This window comes from Cognatiyoonia sp. IB215182, assembly GCF_033963905.1.
Taxonomy (GTDB): domain Bacteria; phylum Pseudomonadota; class Alphaproteobacteria; order Rhodobacterales; family Rhodobacteraceae; genus Yoonia.
In genome coordinates this window covers 45,574-65,624 of record NZ_JAXBMB010000010.1, presented here as the reverse complement: position 1 = coordinate 65,624, position 20,051 = coordinate 45,574, and the positions used below count along the sequence as shown (strand labels likewise).

Sequence of the window (20,051 nt, the reverse complement as noted above, 5' to 3'; positions counted from 1 at the left end):
AACCATGACGCCCGCACAGCTTTTTGCATATGATTTGCCTTTATTTTCTGGGCTTACGGAGGCGGACCTGGAAGGGTTTGACCTTGGTTTGAGTGAATTGTCGCTGCAACCCTGGCAAACCATTTTCGACCAGGATGATGCGTCAAACGATCTCTATTTCCTACTATCCGGCGCGCTTCTTGCCGTTCTCTGGACGAGTGAGGGCCGTGAAATTGTCTTCTCGCGTTTCCGAATTGGCGCTTACTTCGGGGAACTAGCTGCATTTGATGGGGTGCCACGATCCTTGGCCGTGGTTGCCAAGACCGAGGCGCGTGTCTTGGTGATGAAACGGCAAAGCTTTTTGAAGCTCTTTAATGAAGTGCCGGTCATCCGCGAACGTGTGGCGCTCGAACTTGTCTCGCGCATCCGTATCCTGACACTCCGGAATCTTGAGATGACGACGCTGACCGTCGAACAGCGTGTCGGTGCTTATTTGCTGCGGCTTGCAGCCGAGCATGGGGGCGTGACCAGAGGGGCCGTCATCGAAAATGCGCCGACCCACGCCGAAATCGCGGGCTCAATCGGGGCAAATCGCGAGATGGTGAGCCGCTCGATCAGCAAATTCGCCAAACGCGGCGCGATCAAATCCTCGCGTCAGCGCATTGAAATCTGTGATCCTGAAACGCTGACGGAAGAGCTGGGTGACGTAATGTCAAAGGAATATGATTTGGCCAAAACCTAGCCACATTTTCGTCCTATAAGGCGCTCGGTAAGGTATCGTATCGAGCAAAAAAATGAAAATAGTCAGTATATTAGGAGCCGAAGCCACATTAATGTTGATGGCTGGATCGGTGGGCATTCTTAGCCTGATCTTGGGGTAAATTAAGGCGGAATTGTGGCGCCCCAAATGCGAAGATCAGCAGGCGACAGGACCTGAACCGCGCGTTTGATCCTGTTTGCGAGGCATGCCATGTTTGCCCTGTGCCTGCGTTCGCTGTGGAATTCTTCCGGCGCCGATTGATCGCAATCGGTAGCTGCTTAATAATCCCATGTAGATCAATTTGAGAGGTCAGATATGCATTTCCGTCAAGCTATCGCAGGATTGTGTATCTTTCTGGGCGCGCCAGCAGCAGCGCAATGTGTCGGTGCCAGCTATCTTGATCAGCTTGATACAACGCAGCGCAACGCGCTTGCCGAGGCCGCCGATGCGTTGCCCTTCAGCGAAGGGACGTTGTGGACAGCGACGCGTGATGCGGACACGATTACCGTGATCGGCACGATGCATATCTATGATCCCCGGCTTGAACCCATCTATGACCAAATCAGTACCGAAGTTGCAGCAGCCGATCTCGTGATGCTCGAAGCCACGCCCAAGGAAGAGGCGGAGCTGCAGGAACTGATCGTCAGCGATCCGGACCTTCTGTTCATTACCGAAGGGCCAACTCTGCCGACCCTTTTGGATGAGGAAACCTGGGGGCTGATCGCCAAGGCCGCAACAGACCGTGGCGTTCCCGGTTTCATGGCGGCAAAGATGCAACCTTGGTACCTGTCGCTGATCCTGTCGATCCCGCCCTGTGCGACGCAAGACATGCTGGCCGGTGATCTGGGACTCGATCACATGATCAGCGAAGGGGCGATTGAAGCTGGCGTTCCTATGCAGGCCCTTGAGCCGATGACGACGCTTTTTGAAGTGTTCCAAGACAGCTCGTTCGAAGAGCAGATTGATATGCTGATGGTCAACCTCTCAAGCCCGGCAATCCAGCAGCAGATGTTCGTCGCCATGCTCGATAGCTACTTCGCGCAGGATGTAGGGACCTTATGGGAAATGTCGCGGATTGCCATGACCGAGGTGCCCGGTGTGGACGAACAAACGGCAAAGGACATGTTCGCGAATATCGAGGATTCGCTGCTTATCAAGCGCAACCGTAACTGGATGCCGGTAATTGCCGACGCGGTGGCTGAACATGATGATCTGGTTGTTGCAGTCGGGGCAGCCCATTTGATTGGCCAGGAAGGTATTTTGCAGTTTCTGCAGGACGATGGCTGGACACTGACGCGGATTGAGTAGCTTCCGCTTGGCCGATGGCGCGGGCTTAGACATCGCCGAAATCGGCGATACCCTGACGTCCGGCGTCGGTAAGATCATAGACACCACGTGAGACGCGCTGAAACCAACCGTAATGGTCGGCTGCCATAATGCGCGTGGCGTCAGGGACTTCAGCCCAAGCCTTGACCTTGGCCCCTTTGGAGGGTCCGTGAACCGCAAGAAACCTTGCACAACGCAGGGCGTCCTGCCGGTATCCGGTGACGATCCCGTGGCGCGTGGCCCCGCCCGCGTTCGGATCCCCCTGGAGCCGATCAAAGGCGCGTAGCAGTCGCGCGGCCTTTTTCTTTGACTTGCGAGGGGCATAGCCGCCCGGATCGGCCAGCACCTCGACATGCCCGTCACGCAGCCGTACGGTCATGACGCCCAGCCCCACGCGTCGTGCCAATTTCACATTGGCTTGCAGGGCCTTGCTTTTGCGCCCTGCGGGGATTGCGAGATAGACGTGATCGGTGATGGCCAGACGGTCGATCCCCTGATGAAACAGGGCCAGTGAGAAGCCCAGCTTCAGTTCGACGATGACCGGGTCTTCATCGCCCCGTCGCGCGACCACATCTGCCGCCCCAACCTCACCTTTCACCTGATAGCCTTGCCTTTGCAGATAGGCCTTGATGGGTGGGTAAAGCTCGGATTCTTTCGGCATGCAAACTCCCTTGGCGCCAAGAAATGGCAATTGCAAAGCGGGGGCAAGCCCCGCCGCGCAGGCGGCGGGGCCCGGTGTTATCGTCCGCCCTGTCGGCCCGGGAAGCGGGGCGGGCGTTTGCTGTCGCGGCGGGCACGGTTGAGACCTTCGGGCAAAGCACTTGTCCCGCGCCCAAACGGATCTGGGCGATTTGCACGACGATTTTTGATTTTTGATACAAGGCTTGTGCCCGGCTTGCGGGGTTTTGGTGTTTTGTGGGGCATGGTTTGCACCTTCCTATGAAATGGAAAATCGGGCCGTAGACGGCCAAAGTCGTCGCCCTCAGGCGTTACGCATATGGTCCATTGTCAGGGTGCTCCTCAAAAGGGGGTTGGGGTCAGGTGGCGCGGATTAAGCGTGCTGGTCCATCGTCAGGTTCCTCCTTTTGGTGGGTCCCACATATCATAGCTATCGACAGATGGTCAAACCGCCACGATGGGGTGACAGCCCCAACCCGCCCTCGTATACACATGGCAAATCCAGCTTCATTAGAAAGTAATGCTCATGACAACGCTTGTTTTCGGCCACAAATCCCCTGACACGGACAGCACCGGTTCGCCCCTAATTTGGGAATGGTTCCTGAACCACACAGGGTTTGACGCGAAAGCGGCCCTGCTGGGTGAACCGAATACCGAAGCGAAATTCGTGGCCAAGCGCTGGGGCTTTGACCTGCCCGACGTGATCGAGGATGTGAGCGACGACCAATCCTGCGTCATCGTCGACACCAACAACCCGGCCGAGCTCCCCGGCAACATCAACAATGCCGACGTGCTGGCGATTATCGATCACCACAAACTTGCTGGCGGTCTTGAGACAAAGAACCCCATCAACATCACGATCCGCCCACTGGCTTGTACCGCGACAATCATGTATCAGATGATGGGTCAGCATGCGGATCATATGCCTGAAGGCGTGAAAGGGCTGATGCTATCTTGCATCCTATCTGACACGCTTGCCTTCCGCTCTCCAACGACCACAGAGATGGACAAGGAACTGGCCGAAAAGCTTGCTGCCGATCTGAAGGTGGAGATTGAGAAATACGCTGGTGAAATGTTCGAAGCGAAATCGGACGTCTCTGCTTTCTCCGACGCTGAACTGCTGCGCATGGACAGCAAGGAATACGGTGTCGATGGCAAGAAGTTCCGCGTGTCGGTACTTGAGACGACAGCGCCGAATATCGTGCTCGACCGCAAGGCGTCCTTGATGGAAGAGATGCCCAAGGTCGCAAAGGAAGACGGGGTAGACGAAGTTCTGCTTTTCGTTGTCGACATCCTGAAAGAAGAGGCGACGATGCTGATCCCTAACGACATGGTCAAAGGGGTTGCCGAAAAGTCATTCGCGGCCCAGGTGGACGGTGACAGCGTCGTTCTGCCCGGCATCATGAGCCGGAAAAAGCAGATTATTCCCGCCCTCAAAGTCTGACGCCACAACTGGGCCGTCATTACGCACGCCCTTGGCCAAACAGGTTCCTAAATGACCCAGATTATCGAGAGCTTCGCCGAGATTTCGGGCAGCTATGATGCGGCTTTCGTTGATCTTTGGGGCTGCATGCATAACGGCGTGCATGCCTTGCCGGAAGCGGTGAGGGCGATGCAGGAGTATCGCGCAAATGGCGGGCTCGTGGTGCTGGTGACCAATTCGCCGCGACCGTGGGATTCCGTCGCGCGGCAAATCCATGGGTTGGGCGTCGCTGATGACGCATGGGACGCCATCGCCACATCAGGTGACAGTGCGCGGGCGGCGATGTATCGCGGGATCGTTGGTGAAAAGGTCTGGTTCATGGGTGAAAGTCCGCGGGATGATGATTTCTTCCAGCCTCTGAAGATCATTGAAAAACCAGCGGATATCCAAAAGGTCGAGCTGGAAGAGGCTGAGGGGATCGTTTGCTGCGGTCCATTTGATCCGCTTGCGGATGTCGCCGTTAACCGCCCGGAATTCCTTTATGCAAAGCAAAAAGGCCTGAAACTGCTGTGCGCAAACCCGGATATCGTGGTTGATCGTGGCGATGTCCGTGAATGGTGCGCCGGGGCCTTGGCTCAGCTCTATACTGAGATGGGTGGCGAAAGCCTCTATTTCGGCAAGCCACACCCGCCGATCTATGACCTCGCGCGACGGCGGCTCGCTGCGTTAACAAATGCCCCATCTGATCCGCGCATTATCGCCATCGGTGACGGGATCGGTACGGATATTCTGGGCGCGCAGCAGGAAGATATTGACGCGCTCTTTATCTCGGGCGGTCTCGCGGCGGCTGAGACAAAGACAGACCGGCAACCGGACCCTGACGCGTTGGAGGGCTATCTGCAATCGCACCAGATCAGCACACTCTACGCGATGGGCCACCTGCGGTAGAAGAATCGCTTGATTTTTCTGCAGTTGCGAAGTAATAAAATTTCAATATCATTTTAGTACTGGAATTTTTGTTACTTGATGGAGCCAGATATGCTGGACAATGCCCCGCGCGGAACGATCTGCATCGAAGATATCGAGATCGGGATGGTCCGGTCGCTCCGCAAGGTGGTGACGGATCGGGATATCCAACTGTTCGCAGAGGTGTCGACCGACCGAAATCCGGTGCATCTCGATGAAGACTACGCGCAAGAGACGATCTTTGGTGGACGTATTGCACATGGGATGCTGACGGCGGGGCTGATCAGTGCCGTGATAGGTGAACAGCTTCCTGGCCATGGCACGGTTTACCTGGGCCAAAACCTGAAGTTCCTCGCCCCCGTGCGCCCCGGCGATATGGTGCTGGCAGAGGTTGAGGTCACGGATATTGACCATGCCAAACGGCGCGTGAAGATGGAGACACGCTGCATCGTGGAGGATAAAAAAGTGCTGGTTGGCGAGGCGACCGTTCTCGCGCCATCGCGGAAATTCGACTAACGCTTATCGCGCCGGCGGCTCTCTGCACGCGAAAGCCCGAAAGGGCTGCCAAGCGCCGCTTGCAAGGGCTCGCGTCCTTCGCTACGCAAAGCCATGCGCATTATCCGAGACACCGCATTCATCGACCCCGCTGATCGCGGCGCGGCGGCGGCTATCGGGAATTTCGACGGGGTGCATATTGGCCATCAGGCCGTCATTGACCTGACGCGCGAAGCCGCCACAGCGGCACATGCGCCATTAGGGATCATGACGTTCGAGCCGCACCCGCGCAGCTATTTTTCCAATGATCCCAAGCCCTTCCGTTTGATGAATGCCGAAGCCAAGGCAAACCGGCTTGCCAAGCTGGGGGTCGAAAAACTGTACGAGGTGCCGTTCAACGAAACTCTCGCCGGTCTCAGCCCGCGTGAATTCGCGCAAACGATCATTGCAGACCAACTCGGTCTCAAACATGTCGTGGTAGGTGCTGATTTCTGCTTCGGCAAAGGGCGCGCGGGGACGGTGCAGGACCTGCAGGCCTTTGGCGCGGAAATGGGTTTCGGCGTGACCATCGCCCCAATCGTTTCCATCGACACGGCCAGCGTATCTTCCACCGCGATCCGGCAGGCGCTCACCGATGGGAAGCCGCGCGACGCTGCGGCCATGCTCGGCCATTGGCATCGGATTGAAGGCGAGATTATTCGCGGCCATCAGCGCGGGCGGGAGCTTGGCTATCCCACCGCCAATATGTCGATTGCCGGGCTGCATCCGCCGAGATTCGGCGTCTATGCGGTCAAGGTGGATGTGCTGGATGGGCCGCATCGGGGTGCTTATGATGGTGCGGCCTCGATCGGTGTGCGCCCGATGTTTGGTGAGAACCTGCCCAATTGCGAAACATACCTCTTTGATTTCAAGGGCGACCTTTATGGCACGACCCTGTCGGTCGCTCTGGTCGATTTCCTGCGGCCGGAGCTGAAGTTTGACGGGCTGGATGCGCTGATTACGCAGATGGATGCCGATTGCGATCAGGCGCGCCAAATCCTCGCCCATGTCTGACATCGACCGCAAGCACCTGACACCGCGTTTCTGGGAAACCACACCAATGGCCAACATGACCCGTAGGGAGTGGGAGGCGCTTTGCGATGGCTGCGGGAAATGCTGTCTCAACAAGCTGGAAGACGAAGAGGGGACGGTGGCGCTCACCCGCGTGGCGTGTCGGTTACTCGACGGTGATACCTGCCTATGCACCAATTACCGCGACCGGCATCAATATGTGCCTGAATGCATCGTCCTGACGCCCGAAACGATTGAAAAGAACATGTACTGGCTGCCGCAAACCTGCGCCTATCGGCTGATCTATCAGGGGCGACCGCTTTACGACTGGCATCCGCTGATCTCGGGCGATCCCATGTCCGTGCACCGCGCGGGCGTGTCCGTGCGGGGGATGACGGTGCCTGAATTCGAGGTCGATGAAGACGATTGGGAAGATCATATTATTGAGGAGCCGCTTTAGATGTTCTTTGCCTCTGACAATGCAGGACCCGCTCATCCGAATGTCATCGATGCGCTGATCAAGGCGAACCAAGGCTACGCGATGGGCTATGGCGCTGATCCGATTATGGAAGAGGTGCGCGGGCAAATTCGCGAGATTTTTGAGGCGCCGGAGGCTGCCGTTTACCTGATCATCAACGGAACGGCGGCCAATTCCGTGTTGCTCGGCACGATGTCGCAGCCTTGGCAGACCATCTTTTGTAGCGATTGCGCGCATATCCATGAGGATGAATGCAACGCGCCGGAATTCTATACCGGGGCCAAGCTGACGCTGGTGCCAACCACGGATGGCAAGATGGACGCGGACAACCTCCGCACCAAGGTGCTGGCAGAGGAAAACCGGGGAGTACATGGCCCACAACGCGGGCCGCTGTCGATCACGCAGGTGACCGAAAAGGGCACGCTTTATACGCTTCATGAGATCAAGGCGCTGACAGGGGTCGCACAGGAATATGGGATGAAGACCCACCTTGACGGCGCGCGATTTGCGAATGCGTTGGTGGCTCTTGATTGCTCTGCGGCTGAGATGACGTGGAAAGCGGGTATCGATACGGTCAGCTTTGGCGGCACGAAGAACGGTGCGCTGGGGGTCGAGGCCTGCGTGATCTTTGATCCCGACCTCGCCTGGGAGTTTGAGCTGCGCCGCAAGCGCGGCGGGCATCTGTTGTCAAAGCACCGCTATCTGTCAGCGCAGATGCAGGCCTATCTGAAGGACGGGCTTTGGTTGGACATGGCGCATTCCGCCAATACGCGCTGTGTTCAGCTTGCCGAAGGTCTGCGGGGGCACAATGCGGTGCAGATGCTGTTTGAACCGCAGGCCAACATGATCTTCTTCGAAATGCCGCGTGCGGAGCATAAGCGCATGCTTGATGCCGGCGCGGTCTATTATGTCATGAGCGGTGATCCTGAAACAGGCGATCCGGACGAGCTGCTGACAGGACGGCTGGTCACCGATTGGTCGATGACCGAAGAAGGCGTTACGCAGTTTCTCGATCTGCTGCGCGGATAATCTTCGCGACCTCTTCCGTATGGGTAAGCGGCAGCATGTGGGCAGCGCCCGGCACCACGTGATCGCGCGCCTGTGGAATGCGTCCGACCAGCCGCTGGTGGATCGCGGAAATGACTGGTTGGCTGTCCGCCCCCCGGATCAGGGTCACGGGGATATCCAACGCCCCAAGCCTTTCGGCGGAGATGATGCCATCGGCATCTTCCTCAATCGCGGCGGCACCCGCGACGATCAGGTGAATGCGTGCGATTAGATAGGTGCGCAAGCGGGCAGGCACATCCTCCCAAGGCGTCGCACCCCACAGGCTGTTGAAAACCTCCGCCGCGCGCGCTTCGTCCCCTGCCAGCATCGCCATGACGAAAGGGCGGAAAGCCTTCGCGTGCTGGTTATGTTCGGGCATGCGCTTTGCAGCGGCGAAATAGACGGGTTCGATCAGGGTCAGGCGGCTGACCAGATCAGGACGCGTCACCGCCAGACGCAACATGGCCGTTGCCCCGAATGAATGCCCGATCAGATGGGTCGGGCCGTCGCACAGGGCTGCGGCCGCGTCTGCGACCAAGCCCTGATACTCGGTCTTGCCGTCCCAATCCGCGCTTTTCCCGTGGCCCGGCATATCGAACAGCGTGACGTGCCCGCCAATCGCCCCAGCCAGCGGCAGCAACCGATCATGGCGCGCCAGCGCGCAATGCACCATGATAACCGGCGCGCCGGTGCCCACCGTCACGGCATGCACCGCATGGCCGGAAATGTCGGGCATCAGAGCTTGCCGGACAGATACGCATCCAGATCGTCAATCCGGTCCTCACCCCAGAACCGCTGATCAGTGTCGGTGATGAAGAAGGGTGCGCCGAAGGCCCCGGCATTCACGGCGTCTTCGAGGTTTTTGGCGAATGTATCGGCGCTGGTCATCATGTCCTTGTCGGCCAAGCCTGGATCAAACCCGGACTTCTCCAGACAATCGCGCACCACGTCATCCTGGCTGATGTCCCGCTCCTCCGTCCAGCAGGCAGAGCCAAAGGCATGCACAAGCTTGGCGACGTCACCGCCGCTATTCTGCGCCGCAATAATCGCATAGGCCGAGGGTGCGCCATTCGTTGGCCAGAACATCGGTTTGGGGTTCAGCGGCAGCCCCACAACCTTGGCCCGACGGACAAGGTCCTGCAGACGATATTCCTGCCGGTTGGGGTGTCTGTCTTTCGGGGGTATACCACCTGTGCGTGCGAAGAGCGCCATAATATCAAGCGGTTTGTACGTGATCGTCGCCCCATGCTTTGCCGCCACTTCGGCAGGTCGCGTGCTGCTGAGATAGGTAAAGGGTGACAAAGTTGCAAAGTAGAAGTCGATATGTGGCATTTGCCGCTCCGTGGACAGACTGTATTCTTTGCCGGACGGTAACCCTGTGCTAGCAGGTGTCAACGCCACGAATCTGTTACAAAGGCGTTGCGCCCCGTACCTTCTGCCAGAGGACCCGAGCCCCCATGCCAACGATGTTTGAACCCAAGCTGATTTCCGGCAACGCAAATCAGCCGCTTGCCAGTGCCATTGCCCGCCGCATGTCGATGCATCGCGGGATGGAGGTGGGCCTGTGCGACGCGCGGGTGGAACGGTTCAATGACGGTGAGATTTTCGTTGAGGTGTTTGAGAATGTGCGTGGTGAGGACATGTTCATCGTCCAACCCACCTCGAACCCCGCCAATGACAACCTGATGGAGCTTTTGATCATCGCCGATGCGCTGCGCCGGTCTTCTGCAGCGCGGATTACTGCGGTGATTCCCTATTTCGGCTATGCGCGGCAGGATCGCAGGTCCAAGGCCCGCACGCCGATTACGGCGAAACTCGTGGCTAATATGCTTGTCGAAGCCGGCATTGAGCGCGTCTTAACCCTGGATTTGCACGCTACGCAGATCCAGGGTTTTTTCGATATACCGGTCGATAACCTTTACGCCTCGCCCATCTATGCGCTGGATGCGATGCATAATTTCCGGGGGCGGATGGATCAGGTCATGGTCGTTTCGCCCGATGTCGGCGGTGTGGCGAGGGCGCGCGACCTTGCACAGCGGATCGGGGCGCCGCTTTCGATTGTGGACAAACGTCGCGGGAAACCTGGAGAGGTGGCCGAGATGACGGTTATTGGCGAGGTCAAGGACAAGGTCTGCGTGATCGTGGACGATATTGTTGATACCGCAGGGACACTGTGCAAGGCCGCCGAAGTGCTGATGGAGAATGGCGCGAAAGAGGTGCACTCATACATTACGCACGGCGTCCTATCGGGTCCTGCGGTGGAGCGTGTGTCGAAATCCGTGATGAAAAGCCTTGTTATCACCGACACAATTCAGGCCACAGAAGCAGTGAAGTGCTGCAAGAATATCCGCATCGTGCCCACTGCACCGATGTTCGCACAAGCGATTCTGAACACCTGGAATGGTACCTCTGTCTCATCGCTCTTTGATCACAAGACGCTCGGCCCGATTTACGAGGGGCTTTATGCCGCTGAATAGCTCGGCTTAATACAGCTCCCATCCCTCATCATTGGGCAGTTCCCCAAAGGATGTCCACGCGACCCGCACGCGGGCCACTTGCGTATCGGCCCAGGTGCGAAAGACGATCTCAAACCCCTCTTTCGTTATGTTCTCGGCCTGCACATCGGCGCGCATGTTGGAGGTGTTCGCGATGTCCCACATCGACAGAGCCACCTGGACATGGGGTGGGTTCAGATAGGGCTCGGCAAAGCGCACCGGCTTGCGCGCTTCCCTTGGGCCTTGGCCACGCCACATTTGCCCGTCATCTTCAAAATCCGAGAACAGGACCACATTCCCGTGGTCGACCCCAAAAACTCCACTGTTTAATCGCTGCATGACCCCGTTGGCCGACAAGCCAGTTTAACGCGCATGATGATGTCAAATCCGGCGGATGAGTGAAAACGCATGCTCATTTAAAAATAAGTTTTGGTTAATAAATCCCTGATAACCCGTTGACGCAAGGTGAATAGTGTTGAACGGGCAACAATGGGCGGAATGCTGATACGGGTTTGGATGGGCATGATTACGACATGTGCCATGGCCGCCTGCGGCGGAGGTGGCGGTGGGGGCACTTCCTCTGGTGATGATGGCTCTGGCGGCGATACGGGTGGCGGGGGCGGCGGCACGCCCGACCCCATCCCCGTTGTCAGCCCGCTGAACATCGTGTCCGAGGCAGAGCGGACTGCCTATTACGACACCTTTCTTCCCGACTTTTCGGCTGTGAATGCTGCCGCAACAACGGGGCTGCCCACAGCCTTTGACGCAGCGGCGGTGTCAGGCACGGTCACCTATGACGGATATATGCAACTGATCATGGGCAACGCTACTGTGGCCGCAAATGTGATCGGCGATGCGACGTTGGAAGTACGGTTTGACGGCGGCCCAGTCACGGGCTCTGCCACCGGATTTCTGGGCGTCGCCCCGGATGAGGCGATGGTGCGGCAGGTTGTGGCCTATGAAGGCACCATCGACATTTTCGGGGGTGGGGTGGTCGAAGGAGACGACGGATCGACCGACATCACGTTCGAGGTGGATGGCCAGTTGGACAATGGTGTGAACACCTTTGCGGTCGAAGGTGATCTGATTGGCGGCTTCTACGGTGATGGGGCGGAAGGTCTATATGCGATCGGCAGCAACACGGGCGTACACGGGACTATGACCACCGAAATTGACGGTCTGTCGGGGCCGGGCAACGTCGGGATTGGCACGCTTTCTGCGATCCGGCAGTGAGTGAAGTTGGGCCGCGCGACGAAACTGCCTTGCGAGATGGTGATTAGTCCTTGGGCCTTGCGAAGGTGAGGTGCGTTTTTACGCGGAATTCAAGCATGCCATCCGCGCTCGCATAACACGCGAGTAGTTCCCTGAGTTCGTCGGCGAACTGAGCGGTACGGTTGCCAAGCGCCAAGGGCGAGAACGTATTTCGTGAATGCTGGCACAGAATGAAATCGTCTACCGACTGCCGGACGGGCGGTGACAGGAATTCAAACGTATCTGTGACCGCGACATGGCGAAGATGCTTGTCCCGCCATGCACGCCATTCCGCTGAATCGAGCGACCACCCCGTCACCATTGGAACCCATTTCGCCAGAAACGCCCGCCACTCTGCCTCCCAAGGCGGCTCAAATGCCTGATCGCCTTCGACAAATGCAAAGAGCGACTGCGCGCTCAGATGCGGTTTGAGCTTTGGAAACAGGCGGTCGCAATCCATCCAGTGGATGCTCGACGCAAAGGTGACCAGGTCAAATCGGCCAGACAGTGGCGCATCTTCGGCTTTTGCCGCGATCCAGTTGATGTTCGGGGCATCCCCATTTTCCAACGACCGCCCAAGGGCGAGCATGTTTTCCGATGGGTCGACTGCGACCACGTTGTCGAACATGCGCGCTAGTGGACGCGCGAGTTTGCCTTCTCCACAGCCAAGGTCCAGAAGCCGCTTGGCTGATGGGGCGTGCTCGGCGATGCAGGCGTGGATCTGTGGTGCGTAGGGTGGGCGGTGAACATAGTTGTCTGACAGCTTTGCTGACTGAAATGATCGGCCCGAAATATCGTGCATGTCGATGTTTCCACCAGTTGCTTTGGGCATGTCGTACCGAATAGTGCCACACTCCCAAAGCAAAAAGCCCCGCATTGGCGGGGCTTTTGGTCACAACGGGTTTGGGTGTTCAGCCCTTGGGCGACAGACCGATCTGTCCGCCAATTGCTTCCATATCCGCCAACAGCTTGGCGGCATCGTCCTGCGCATCTGCCGTGGCGTTGCTGGCCGCCTCTTTGGCATCGGCAATCATCTGGTCGTAGACTTCTTGCGTCATTTCACCCGTCGGCAAAGCCTGTTCGGCGAGAACCGAGACGCTGGCGGCCGTGATCTCGGCAAAGCCGCCAGACACCACGTATGTATCCGCACCGCCATCATGCACCACGGTCAGAATACCGGGACGCAATGTGGTGATGGTGGGCGCATGATCGGCCATGGCCGTCATGTCGCCTTCGGTGCCCGGAATCTGAACCTCGGAGGCAGTGACCGAGGCCAAACGCCGCTCGGGCGAGACCAGATCGAATTGTAGATTTGCCATATCGGCAGCTCCTTATGCGGCCTCTGCGGCCATCTTTTCGGCCTTGGCTTTCACTTCTTCAATGCCGCCGACCATATAGAAGGCCGCTTCGGGCAGGTGATCATATTCACCGGCAACCACTGCCTTGAACGACGCGATTGTGTCTTCGAGCTTAACCTGAACGCCAGGCGAACCGGTGAAGACCTCGGCCACGTCGAAGGGCTGCGATAGGAAGCGTTCGATCTTACGCGCGCGGGCCACGGTCAGTTTGTCCTCTTCGCTCAACTCGTCCATGCCGAGGATCGCGATGATGTCCTGCAGCGACTTGTAGCGCTGCAACATGTTCTGGACGTCGGCGGCAACCTGATAATGCTCCTCACCCACAATGGCAGGGTCCAGAAGGCGCGATGTGGAGTCGAGCGGGTCAACAGCAGGGTAGATACCCTTTTCCGAAATCGCGCGGTTCAGAACGGTTGTGGCATCAAGGTGCGCGAACGAAGTCGCAGGCGCTGGGTCGGTCAGGTCGTCCGCAGGCACGTAGATGGCCTGCACAGATGTGATCGAGCCGTTCTTTGTGGACGTAATCCGTTCCTGCATCGCACCCATGTCGGTGGCCAGCGTCGGCTGGTAGCCCACAGCCGAAGGAATACGACCCAAAAGCGCGGACACCTCGGAACCGGCTTGGGTAAAGCGGAAGATGTTGTCAACGAAGAACAGAACGTCTGTCCCGGACTGGTCGCGGAACGATTCCGCCATGGTCAGACCGGACAGGGCCACACGCATACGCGCACCTGGAGGCTCGTTCATCTGGCCGTAGACTAGCGCCACTTTGGATTTGGTCAGGTCTTCGGCGTTGATCACGCCGGATTCGATGAATTCGTAGTAGAGGTCGTTGCCCTCTCGGGTCCGCTCACCCACACCGGCGAAAACGGAGAAACCGGAGTGCACCTTGGCGATGTTGTTGATCAGCTCCTGGATCAGAACCGTCTTGCCCACACCGGCACCGCCGAAGAGGCCGATCTTACCGCCCTTTGCATAAGGCGCCAGCAGGTCGATCACCTTGATCCCGGTCTCCAGCACCTCAGAGGCGGTTGACTGCTGTTCGAACGTAGGCGCATCAGCGTGGATCGAGCGGCGCTCTTTCTCGCCAATCGCACCTTTTTCGTCCACAGGCTCGCCCACCACGTTCATGATGCGGCCCAGCGTGGCATCGCCCACGGGCACGGTGATGGTGGTGTCCATGTCGGTGACGACCTGACCGCGCACCAGGCCTTCGGTCGAGTCCATCGCGATGGCGCGAACAGTGTTTTCGCCAAGGTGCTGGGCTACTTCCAACACCAGCTCTTTGCCGTTGTTGTCGGTGGTCAGCGCGTTGAGGATTTCAGGCAGGTAATCGTCAAACTGCACGTCAACGACAGCGCCGATGACCTGCGTGATTTTGCCTTTAGCATTTGCCATATTGGTTTCTCCGGGTCTTTAGAGCGCTTCCGCGCCCGAAATAATTTCAATCAGCTCGTTGGTGATCACGGCCTGACGTGAGCGGTTGAACTCGATGGTCAGCTTGTCGATCATCTCGCCAGCGTTGCGGGTCGCGTTATCCATCGCGGATTGGCGGGCACCTTGTTCAGAGGCTGCGTTTTCGAGCAACGCGCTGAAGATCGCCGTCGCCACACCGCGGGGGAGCAGGTCGGCGAGGATCTCCTCTTCACCAGGCTCGTAGTCATAAAGCGTGGCTTCTGCGTCTTCGGCCATCTCGAACTTGGCAGGGATGATCTGTTGCGCTGTCGGGTGCTGGGTCACGACGTTTTCGAACCGCGCGTAGAAGATCGTCGCGACGTCGAATTCGCCCGCGTCAAAGCGGGACAGCACATCCTTTGCGATGTCCTGCGCGTTGGCATAGCCCACGCGCTTGACGTCGGTCAGGTCGACATGGCCGACGAAATAATCGCTCAACTCACGCTTGATCGCATCGCGGCCTTTCTTGCCAACGGTGATCACCTTGACGGTTTTGCCGTTCGACAACAGCTCTTGCGCATGTTGGCGGGCAATCTTGGCGATATTGCTGTTAAAGCCGCCGCAAAGGCCGCGTTCTGCCGTCATCACAACAAGCAGATGCACCTGATCGCTGCCTGTCCCGGCGAGCAGTTTGGGTGCGGAATCCGAGCCGCCGACCGACGCGGCCAAACCGGCCATTACGGCGTTAAAACGCTCGGAATATGGGCGGGCCGCCTCGGCGGCATCCTGGGCGCGGCGCAGTTTTGCAGCCGCGACCATCTGCATCGCCTTGGTGATCTTGCGGGTCGATTTGACCGACTCGATCCTGTTTTTCAGGTCCTTAAGACTGGGCATAAGGGTCTCCTATGTCCGGTATCAGGCGAAGTCTTTGGCGAAGGCTTCGATAGCTGCCTTGATCTTGTCAGCGGCCTCACCTTTGACCTTTGGGTCTTCCTTGGTGATGAAGTCCAGCACGTCGGATGCGTTGGTGCGCAGGTGCTTCAGAAGACCCGCCTCAAACCGGCCCACATCCTTGACGTCGATCTTATCAAGATACCCGTTGGTGCCCGCATAGATGACGCAGACGATTTCTGCGTTGGTCAGCGGCGAATACTGTGGCTGCTTCATCAGCTCGGTCAGTCGGGCGCCACGGTTCAGAAGCTGCTGGGTGGCAGCGTCAAGGTCAGAACCAAACTGCGCAAAGGCCGCCATTTCGCGGTACTGGGCAAGCTCCAGTTTCACCGGACCGGCCACCGACTTCATGGAGTTCGTCTGGGCGGATGAGCCCACACGGCTCACCGACAGACCGGTGTTCACGGCGGGGCGAATGCCTTGGTAGAAGAGTTCCGTTTCAAGGAAGATCTGACCATCGGTGATCGAAATCACGTTGGTCGGAATAAAGGCCGACACGTCACCACCTTGTGTTTCGATGACAGGCAGAGCGGTCAAAGACCCGGCGCCATTGTCTTCATTCAGCTTGGCCGAACGCTCCAAAAGGCGGGAGTGAAGGTAGAAAACGTCACCCGGATAAGCTTCTCGGCCTGGTGGGCGGCGCAGCAGAAGCGACATCTGACGATAGGACACGGCCTGCTTGGACAGATCATCGTAGATGATTAGCGCGTGGCGGCCATTGTCGCGGAAGTGTTCTGCCATCGCCGTCGCAGAATATGGGGCCAGATACTGCATCGGTGCAGGATCGGAGGCAGTTGCCGCCACAACGATGGAATACTCAATCGCACCCGATTCTTCGAGGCGCTTCACCAGCTGTGCGACGGTAGAGCGTTTCTGGCCGACAGCGACATAAACGCAGTAAAGCTTTTTGCTTTCATCATCGCCAGCCGCGTCGTTGTAGGACTTCTGGTTGAGGATCGTGTCGAGCGCCACGGCGGTCTTACCGGTCTGACGGTCGCCGATGATCAACTCACGCTGGCCACGACCAATCGGGATCATCGCGTCAACGGATTTCAGGCCGGTCGCCATCGGCTCATGCACCGATTTACGAGGGATGATGCCAGGGGCCTTGCTGTCTGCAACTGCACGGTTTTTCGTTTTGATCGGACCCTTGCCATCCAGCGGGTTGCCCAGACCATCCACAACACGGCCCAGCAGCTCATCACCCACAGGCACGTCCACGATAGCCTTCGTGCGCTTGACGGTGTCGCCTTCTTTAATGTCGCGGTCAGAGCCGAAGATCACGACGCCAACGTTGTCGGATTCGAGGTTCAGGGCCATCCCGCGGATGCCGCCGGGAAACTCGACCATTTCGCCTGCCTGAATATTGTCCAGACCGTAAACCCGGGCGATCCCGTCGCCGACGCTGAGTACGCGGCCAACCTCGGCCACTTCGGCTTCCTGACCGAAGTTTTTAATCTGGTCCTTCAGGATCGCAGAGATTTCAGACGCTTGGATCGCCATTTATCCGACCTCTTTCATAGTGTTCTGGAGTGCGTTGAGCTTGGAGGCGATCGACGTATCGATCATCTTTGAGCCCACTTTAACAATAAGACCGCCAATGATGCTTTCATCGACGGTTTCTTTGATGGTGACGTCATTGCCCATCTGGGCTTTGAGCGTTTTTGCCAGTTTGTCAGCCTGGGTCTTGGTCAGCTTCTTGGCAGTGGTCACTTCGGCGGTCACTTCGCCGCGTTCATCGGCCAGCATGCCCTCAAGAACCGCGAGAAGCTGCGGCAATACAAACAGACGGCGTTTACTGGCCAGCAGCGCCAGAACATTGCTTGTCGTATCCGACAGGTCCATCTTTTGCGCGACGGCCGTCATGGCGGCGGATTGTTCTTCGCGGCTGTAAAGCGGTGAGGTGAGCAGGGTGCGCAGGTCCGAACTTTCTGCAATCGCACTGTTCAGTGCCGCCACATCTGATTCGAGAGATTTGATCGCCTTGCCTTCTTTGGCGATTTCGAAAACGGCAGTCGCGTAGCGCGCGGCGATGCCTGTTGAAATACCAGCAGTTTCGGACACGTGTCGCCTTCCGATGTCTTGGGTCCAAGATCGCCACCCCTATGGTCCCCAGGCCAGCGACAGGACAAGTTGATGGGCCCTCGCACTTGCGAGAGCGCCAAAATCTCGGCGGATGTAGCAGAGGCGCTATAGGGTCGCAAGCATTCTGCGACCCGACTGCGACAAGATTCCTCGCACCTCTCTCCGCCGATCATCGGTCTTGGGATTTTCGCTTGCTTTTTGTGCGTTCGTCCGAGGGTGATGATACGTCACTGATGCACGTCAAAAACGCGCGTGACCATGGGGGATCACGCGCGTTTTTTGCTGTTTTCGATGGGCTCGCCGGCTACCACAATTCGCTGTCGCGTTGCAGCCTTCGACGCCAATAGGCCGCCTCGCGGTCGTGATGCCCTGCGCCCCGTGCGGGCCGTCCGGCTTTCCAGTGATCGGGTGCGGGCCACTTTTCCTGCCGTGTTGCTGTCAGCATAGCATCTGCAATGATTGTTAGCATGACTTGTCCTTTCTTGCTATTGATGTGTTGAGACTACCAGCAAGAGCGAGCCAGGCCGAGTTTTTATGATTTTTGAAATGTTAGCTGAGCTTACAAATGAATTGGCGTGAGATCCCCTCTCTCGCCTCATTGCGTGCTTTTGAGGTTGCGGCGCGCACGGGCTCTTATTCCGCTGCGGCGCAGGAATTGAATGTCACACATGCGGCCATCGCACAGCATGTCCGTACGGTGGAAACCCATCTTGATACCGTTTTGATGGTGCGTGAGGGGCGCGGGATGGCGCCCACCGACACTGGTGCTGCCCTCGCGGCAGAACTCTCTGCAGGCTTTCGTCAGATCGTTGCAGGGGTGCAATCGGCCAGTCAGGATGTGGCTGAGCGCCCTTTGGCCATCTCGGTCACACCCAGTTTTGCCGAAAACTGGCTGATGCCGCGCTTGACGCGATTCTGGGCTGCCTATCCCGGTTTTTCACTGTCGGTTCATCCGGGCATGGAACTGGTGGACCTGCGCCGCGATGGATTCGATCTGGCGATCCGCTACGGGCGCGGGTCCTGGCCGGGGGTCGAGGCCACGCATCTGGTCCCGGCAAACTATACGGTCGCCGCCACGCCGTCTCTTGTCGATGGGCGTGATGTCAGGGATTTCAGCGATCTCTATGATCTGCCCTGGCTGTTTCAGACTGATGGGCGCGAGGCCCAGAAATGGGTCGAGGAATCGGGCCTCGATCTGGCGTGTTGCCAGGCGCATGTCGTGGCAACAGGCAGCATGCTATTGTCAGGAGTGCGGGCTGGTGCGGGCGTCGGCGTGATTGCAGGCGCGCTGATCGAGGATGACATCGCCGCCGGACGGCTGGTTGCCCTGATGCAGCACCAGATTGAGGGTCTGGGTTACTATATCATCCATCAGCCCGGCGCGTTGTCAGAGCGTGTGAAGACGCTCAAATCATGGTTGTTGTCCTGTGATGCTGTTTAGAACAGATCTTGCCAGGTTGTGCCGTCAAAGCAGCGCAAGACAGACGCCGTATCGTCGAAGTAGATGTCACCGGCGGTAGGGCTGGCTGGCACAGGCCCGGGTGTCAGCCGCAAGACTTGATCAATCTGCACATGCCCATCCGCACCAGTTGCAGTCAACGCGGTGAACCACGTCGCGCCGTCGGCAGAGACCTTGATGCTGAAATCGTCATTGCCTGCCAATCCCATCTCGGCTCGGCCCGAAAAGCCGGTCTGGTAAAGCAGCGATCCGGTATCGCCGACGCCGGCCTTGTTGACCTTCACCTGATGGCCGGCGCCATCATTGTTGAGCAGGGTCGCGTCTGCATTCACGCTCAACCGGTTGGTGGCGTCGGCAGTGGCGTTGATGCCAACGCTGGGCAGGTTTTGCAGATCAGGTTCGCCTTGCGTGACCCATGCACCTCCTGTCAGCACCTGAAGCTCCGCAACATCGCGCACCCAGGCGAGCCAGCCGTCGCGCGGCGCAACAAACAGCCACCCGCCCCCGCGCCATGTCGCGATCATCCCGTCCTGACCGGCCCAATCACCGGTGGCGCCGGTGCCGACTGCCCAAGCCTCGCCCTCATTGGCGCTGGCAGGCGGTGCCGTTGCGCCCGTCGCCTCAAGCGTCAGTTGAACGATCATGTCGAGCAATTCGATGGCCTCGTTGTGGGTGACATGCTTTTGCGCCTGCGCGGGCATGATGAATGGCAGGGACAGGTTGGGTGTTTGATCTGGCATGGGAATGGCGCCTTCCGGACTAAAGTGAAATCGCGCGCAATATTCATCTCGCTTGCTTGACGAGCCCTTTGTGCGCCGTGCGGTGGTTAACGCATCGTCAACGATTTGCTGGGCA

The 20,051-nt window shown here is 58.2% G+C and carries 23 protein-coding genes; 11 read left to right on the top strand and 12 right to left on the bottom strand.

What is annotated here, in order from left to right:
- Positions 1–34 precede the first annotated feature (34 nt).
- A complete protein-coding gene (locus SLH47_RS19720) occupies positions 35–721 on the top strand; it encodes a Crp/Fnr family transcriptional regulator (RefSeq protein WP_320241948.1) in 687 nt (228 codons plus the stop codon).
- Positions 722–1,054: 333 nt separating this feature from the next.
- Positions 1,055–2,047, top strand: coding sequence for a TraB/GumN family protein (locus SLH47_RS19715; protein ID WP_320241947.1), 993 nt, complete (start codon positions 1,055–1,057; stop codon positions 2,045–2,047).
- Positions 2,048–2,072: 25 nt separating this feature from the next.
- Here SLH47_RS19715 and SLH47_RS19710 read toward each other — a convergent pair whose 3' ends face one another.
- Entirely contained in the window at positions 2,073–2,726 is a 654-nt protein-coding gene (locus tag SLH47_RS19710) for a DUF2161 domain-containing phosphodiesterase (protein ID WP_320241946.1), read from the bottom strand.
- Positions 2,727–3,269: 543 nt separating this feature from the next.
- Between SLH47_RS19710 and SLH47_RS19705 the strand changes: the two genes are divergently transcribed.
- The 6 genes from SLH47_RS19705 to SLH47_RS19680 all read left to right on the top strand — a co-directional run bounded on the left by SLH47_RS19705 (position 3,270) and on the right by SLH47_RS19680 (position 8,184).
- Positions 3,270–4,187 (top strand): manganese-dependent inorganic pyrophosphatase, encoded by a 918-nt coding sequence (locus SLH47_RS19705; protein WP_320241945.1) that lies wholly within the window; start codon positions 3,270–3,272, stop codon positions 4,185–4,187.
- Between the two features lie 51 nt (positions 4,188–4,238).
- Positions 4,239–5,114 (top strand): TIGR01459 family HAD-type hydrolase, encoded by an 876-nt coding sequence (locus SLH47_RS19700; RefSeq protein WP_320241944.1) that lies wholly within the window; start codon positions 4,239–4,241, stop codon positions 5,112–5,114.
- 90 nt (positions 5,115–5,204) lie between these two features.
- On the top strand, positions 5,205–5,648 hold the full coding sequence (locus SLH47_RS19695) for a MaoC family dehydratase (RefSeq protein WP_320241943.1): 444 nt from the start codon (positions 5,205–5,207) through the stop codon (positions 5,646–5,648).
- 93 nt (positions 5,649–5,741) lie between these two features.
- Positions 5,742–6,680: a bifunctional riboflavin kinase/FAD synthetase gene (locus SLH47_RS19690; RefSeq protein ID WP_320241942.1), complete on the top strand. Its 939-nt coding sequence runs from the start codon at positions 5,742–5,744 to the stop codon at positions 6,678–6,680.
- Positions 6,673–7,137, top strand: a complete 465-nt coding sequence (locus tag SLH47_RS19685; RefSeq protein ID WP_320241941.1) for a YcgN family cysteine cluster protein — start codon at positions 6,673–6,675, stop codon at positions 7,135–7,137. Before SLH47_RS19690 ends, SLH47_RS19685 begins: the two co-directional genes overlap by 8 nt.
- The gene (locus tag SLH47_RS19680; protein WP_320241939.1) at positions 7,138–8,184 is read left to right on the top strand and encodes a threonine aldolase family protein; all 1,047 of its coding nucleotides are present in this window, start codon (positions 7,138–7,140) and stop codon (positions 8,182–8,184) included. It begins immediately after the preceding gene.
- On the opposite strand, the gene SLH47_RS19675 is transcribed toward SLH47_RS19680, so the two are convergent.
- Entirely contained in the window at positions 8,153–8,938 is a 786-nt protein-coding gene (locus SLH47_RS19675; protein ID WP_320241938.1) for an alpha/beta hydrolase, read from the bottom strand. The genes SLH47_RS19680 and SLH47_RS19675 overlap by 32 nt on opposite strands.
- Positions 8,938–9,534 carry a 2-hydroxychromene-2-carboxylate isomerase gene (locus SLH47_RS19670; RefSeq protein WP_320241936.1) on the bottom strand — a complete coding sequence of 199 codons (597 nt, stop codon included), beginning with the start codon at positions 9,532–9,534 and terminating at the stop codon, positions 8,938–8,940. Before SLH47_RS19670 ends, SLH47_RS19675 begins: the two co-directional genes overlap by 1 nt.
- Before the next feature lie 125 nt (positions 9,535–9,659).
- Between SLH47_RS19670 and SLH47_RS19665 the strand changes: the two genes are divergently transcribed.
- Entirely contained in the window at positions 9,660–10,679 is a 1,020-nt protein-coding gene (locus tag SLH47_RS19665; protein WP_320241934.1) for a ribose-phosphate pyrophosphokinase, read from the top strand.
- A gap of 6 nt (positions 10,680–10,685) precedes the next feature.
- On the opposite strand, the gene SLH47_RS19660 is transcribed toward SLH47_RS19665, so the two are convergent.
- Positions 10,686–11,036: an H-type lectin domain-containing protein gene (locus tag SLH47_RS19660; protein WP_320241933.1), complete on the bottom strand. Its 351-nt coding sequence runs from the start codon at positions 11,034–11,036 to the stop codon at positions 10,686–10,688.
- Between the two features lie 126 nt (positions 11,037–11,162).
- Here SLH47_RS19660 and SLH47_RS19655 point away from each other — a divergent pair, with 126 nt between their 5' ends.
- Entirely contained in the window at positions 11,163–11,930 is a 768-nt protein-coding gene (locus tag SLH47_RS19655; protein ID WP_320241932.1) for a hypothetical protein, read from the top strand.
- 43 nt (positions 11,931–11,973) lie between these two features.
- Here SLH47_RS19655 and SLH47_RS19650 read toward each other — a convergent pair whose 3' ends face one another.
- The 7 genes from SLH47_RS19650 to SLH47_RS19620 all read right to left on the bottom strand — a co-directional run bounded on the left by SLH47_RS19650 (position 11,974) and on the right by SLH47_RS19620 (position 18,206).
- Positions 11,974–12,780, bottom strand: coding sequence for a class I SAM-dependent methyltransferase (locus SLH47_RS19650; protein WP_320241930.1), 807 nt, complete (start codon positions 12,778–12,780; stop codon positions 11,974–11,976).
- Positions 12,781–12,859: 79 nt separating this feature from the next.
- Positions 12,860–13,267 carry a F0F1 ATP synthase subunit epsilon gene (locus tag SLH47_RS19645; RefSeq protein ID WP_320241929.1) on the bottom strand — a complete coding sequence of 136 codons (408 nt, stop codon included), beginning with the start codon at positions 13,265–13,267 and terminating at the stop codon, positions 12,860–12,862.
- A gap of 12 nt (positions 13,268–13,279) precedes the next feature.
- Positions 13,280–14,704 carry a F0F1 ATP synthase subunit beta gene (gene atpD / locus SLH47_RS19640; RefSeq protein ID WP_320241927.1) on the bottom strand — a complete coding sequence of 475 codons (1,425 nt, stop codon included), beginning with the start codon at positions 14,702–14,704 and terminating at the stop codon, positions 13,280–13,282.
- A gap of 18 nt (positions 14,705–14,722) precedes the next feature.
- Positions 14,723–15,595 (bottom strand): F0F1 ATP synthase subunit gamma, encoded by an 873-nt coding sequence (locus SLH47_RS19635; RefSeq protein WP_320241925.1) that lies wholly within the window; start codon positions 15,593–15,595, stop codon positions 14,723–14,725.
- 21 nt (positions 15,596–15,616) lie between these two features.
- Entirely contained in the window at positions 15,617–17,155 is a 1,539-nt protein-coding gene (atpA, locus tag SLH47_RS19630) for a F0F1 ATP synthase subunit alpha (protein WP_320241924.1), read from the bottom strand.
- Positions 17,156–17,716: a F0F1 ATP synthase subunit delta gene (locus SLH47_RS19625; protein WP_320241923.1), complete on the bottom strand. Its 561-nt coding sequence runs from the start codon at positions 17,714–17,716 to the stop codon at positions 17,156–17,158.
- 325 nt (positions 17,717–18,041) lie between these two features.
- Positions 18,042–18,206, bottom strand: coding sequence for a hypothetical protein (locus SLH47_RS19620; protein WP_320241921.1), 165 nt, complete (start codon positions 18,204–18,206; stop codon positions 18,042–18,044).
- A 96-nt stretch (positions 18,207–18,302) separates the two neighbouring features.
- Here SLH47_RS19620 and SLH47_RS19615 point away from each other — a divergent pair, with 96 nt between their 5' ends.
- Positions 18,303–19,178 carry a LysR family transcriptional regulator gene (locus SLH47_RS19615; RefSeq protein ID WP_320241919.1) on the top strand — a complete coding sequence of 292 codons (876 nt, stop codon included), beginning with the start codon at positions 18,303–18,305 and terminating at the stop codon, positions 19,176–19,178.
- On the opposite strand, the gene SLH47_RS19610 is transcribed toward SLH47_RS19615, so the two are convergent.
- The gene (locus tag SLH47_RS19610) at positions 19,175–19,936 is read right to left on the bottom strand and encodes a DUF2793 domain-containing protein (protein WP_320241917.1); all 762 of its coding nucleotides are present in this window, start codon (positions 19,934–19,936) and stop codon (positions 19,175–19,177) included. The genes SLH47_RS19615 and SLH47_RS19610 overlap by 4 nt on opposite strands.
- Positions 19,937–20,051: the final 115 nt, after the last annotated feature.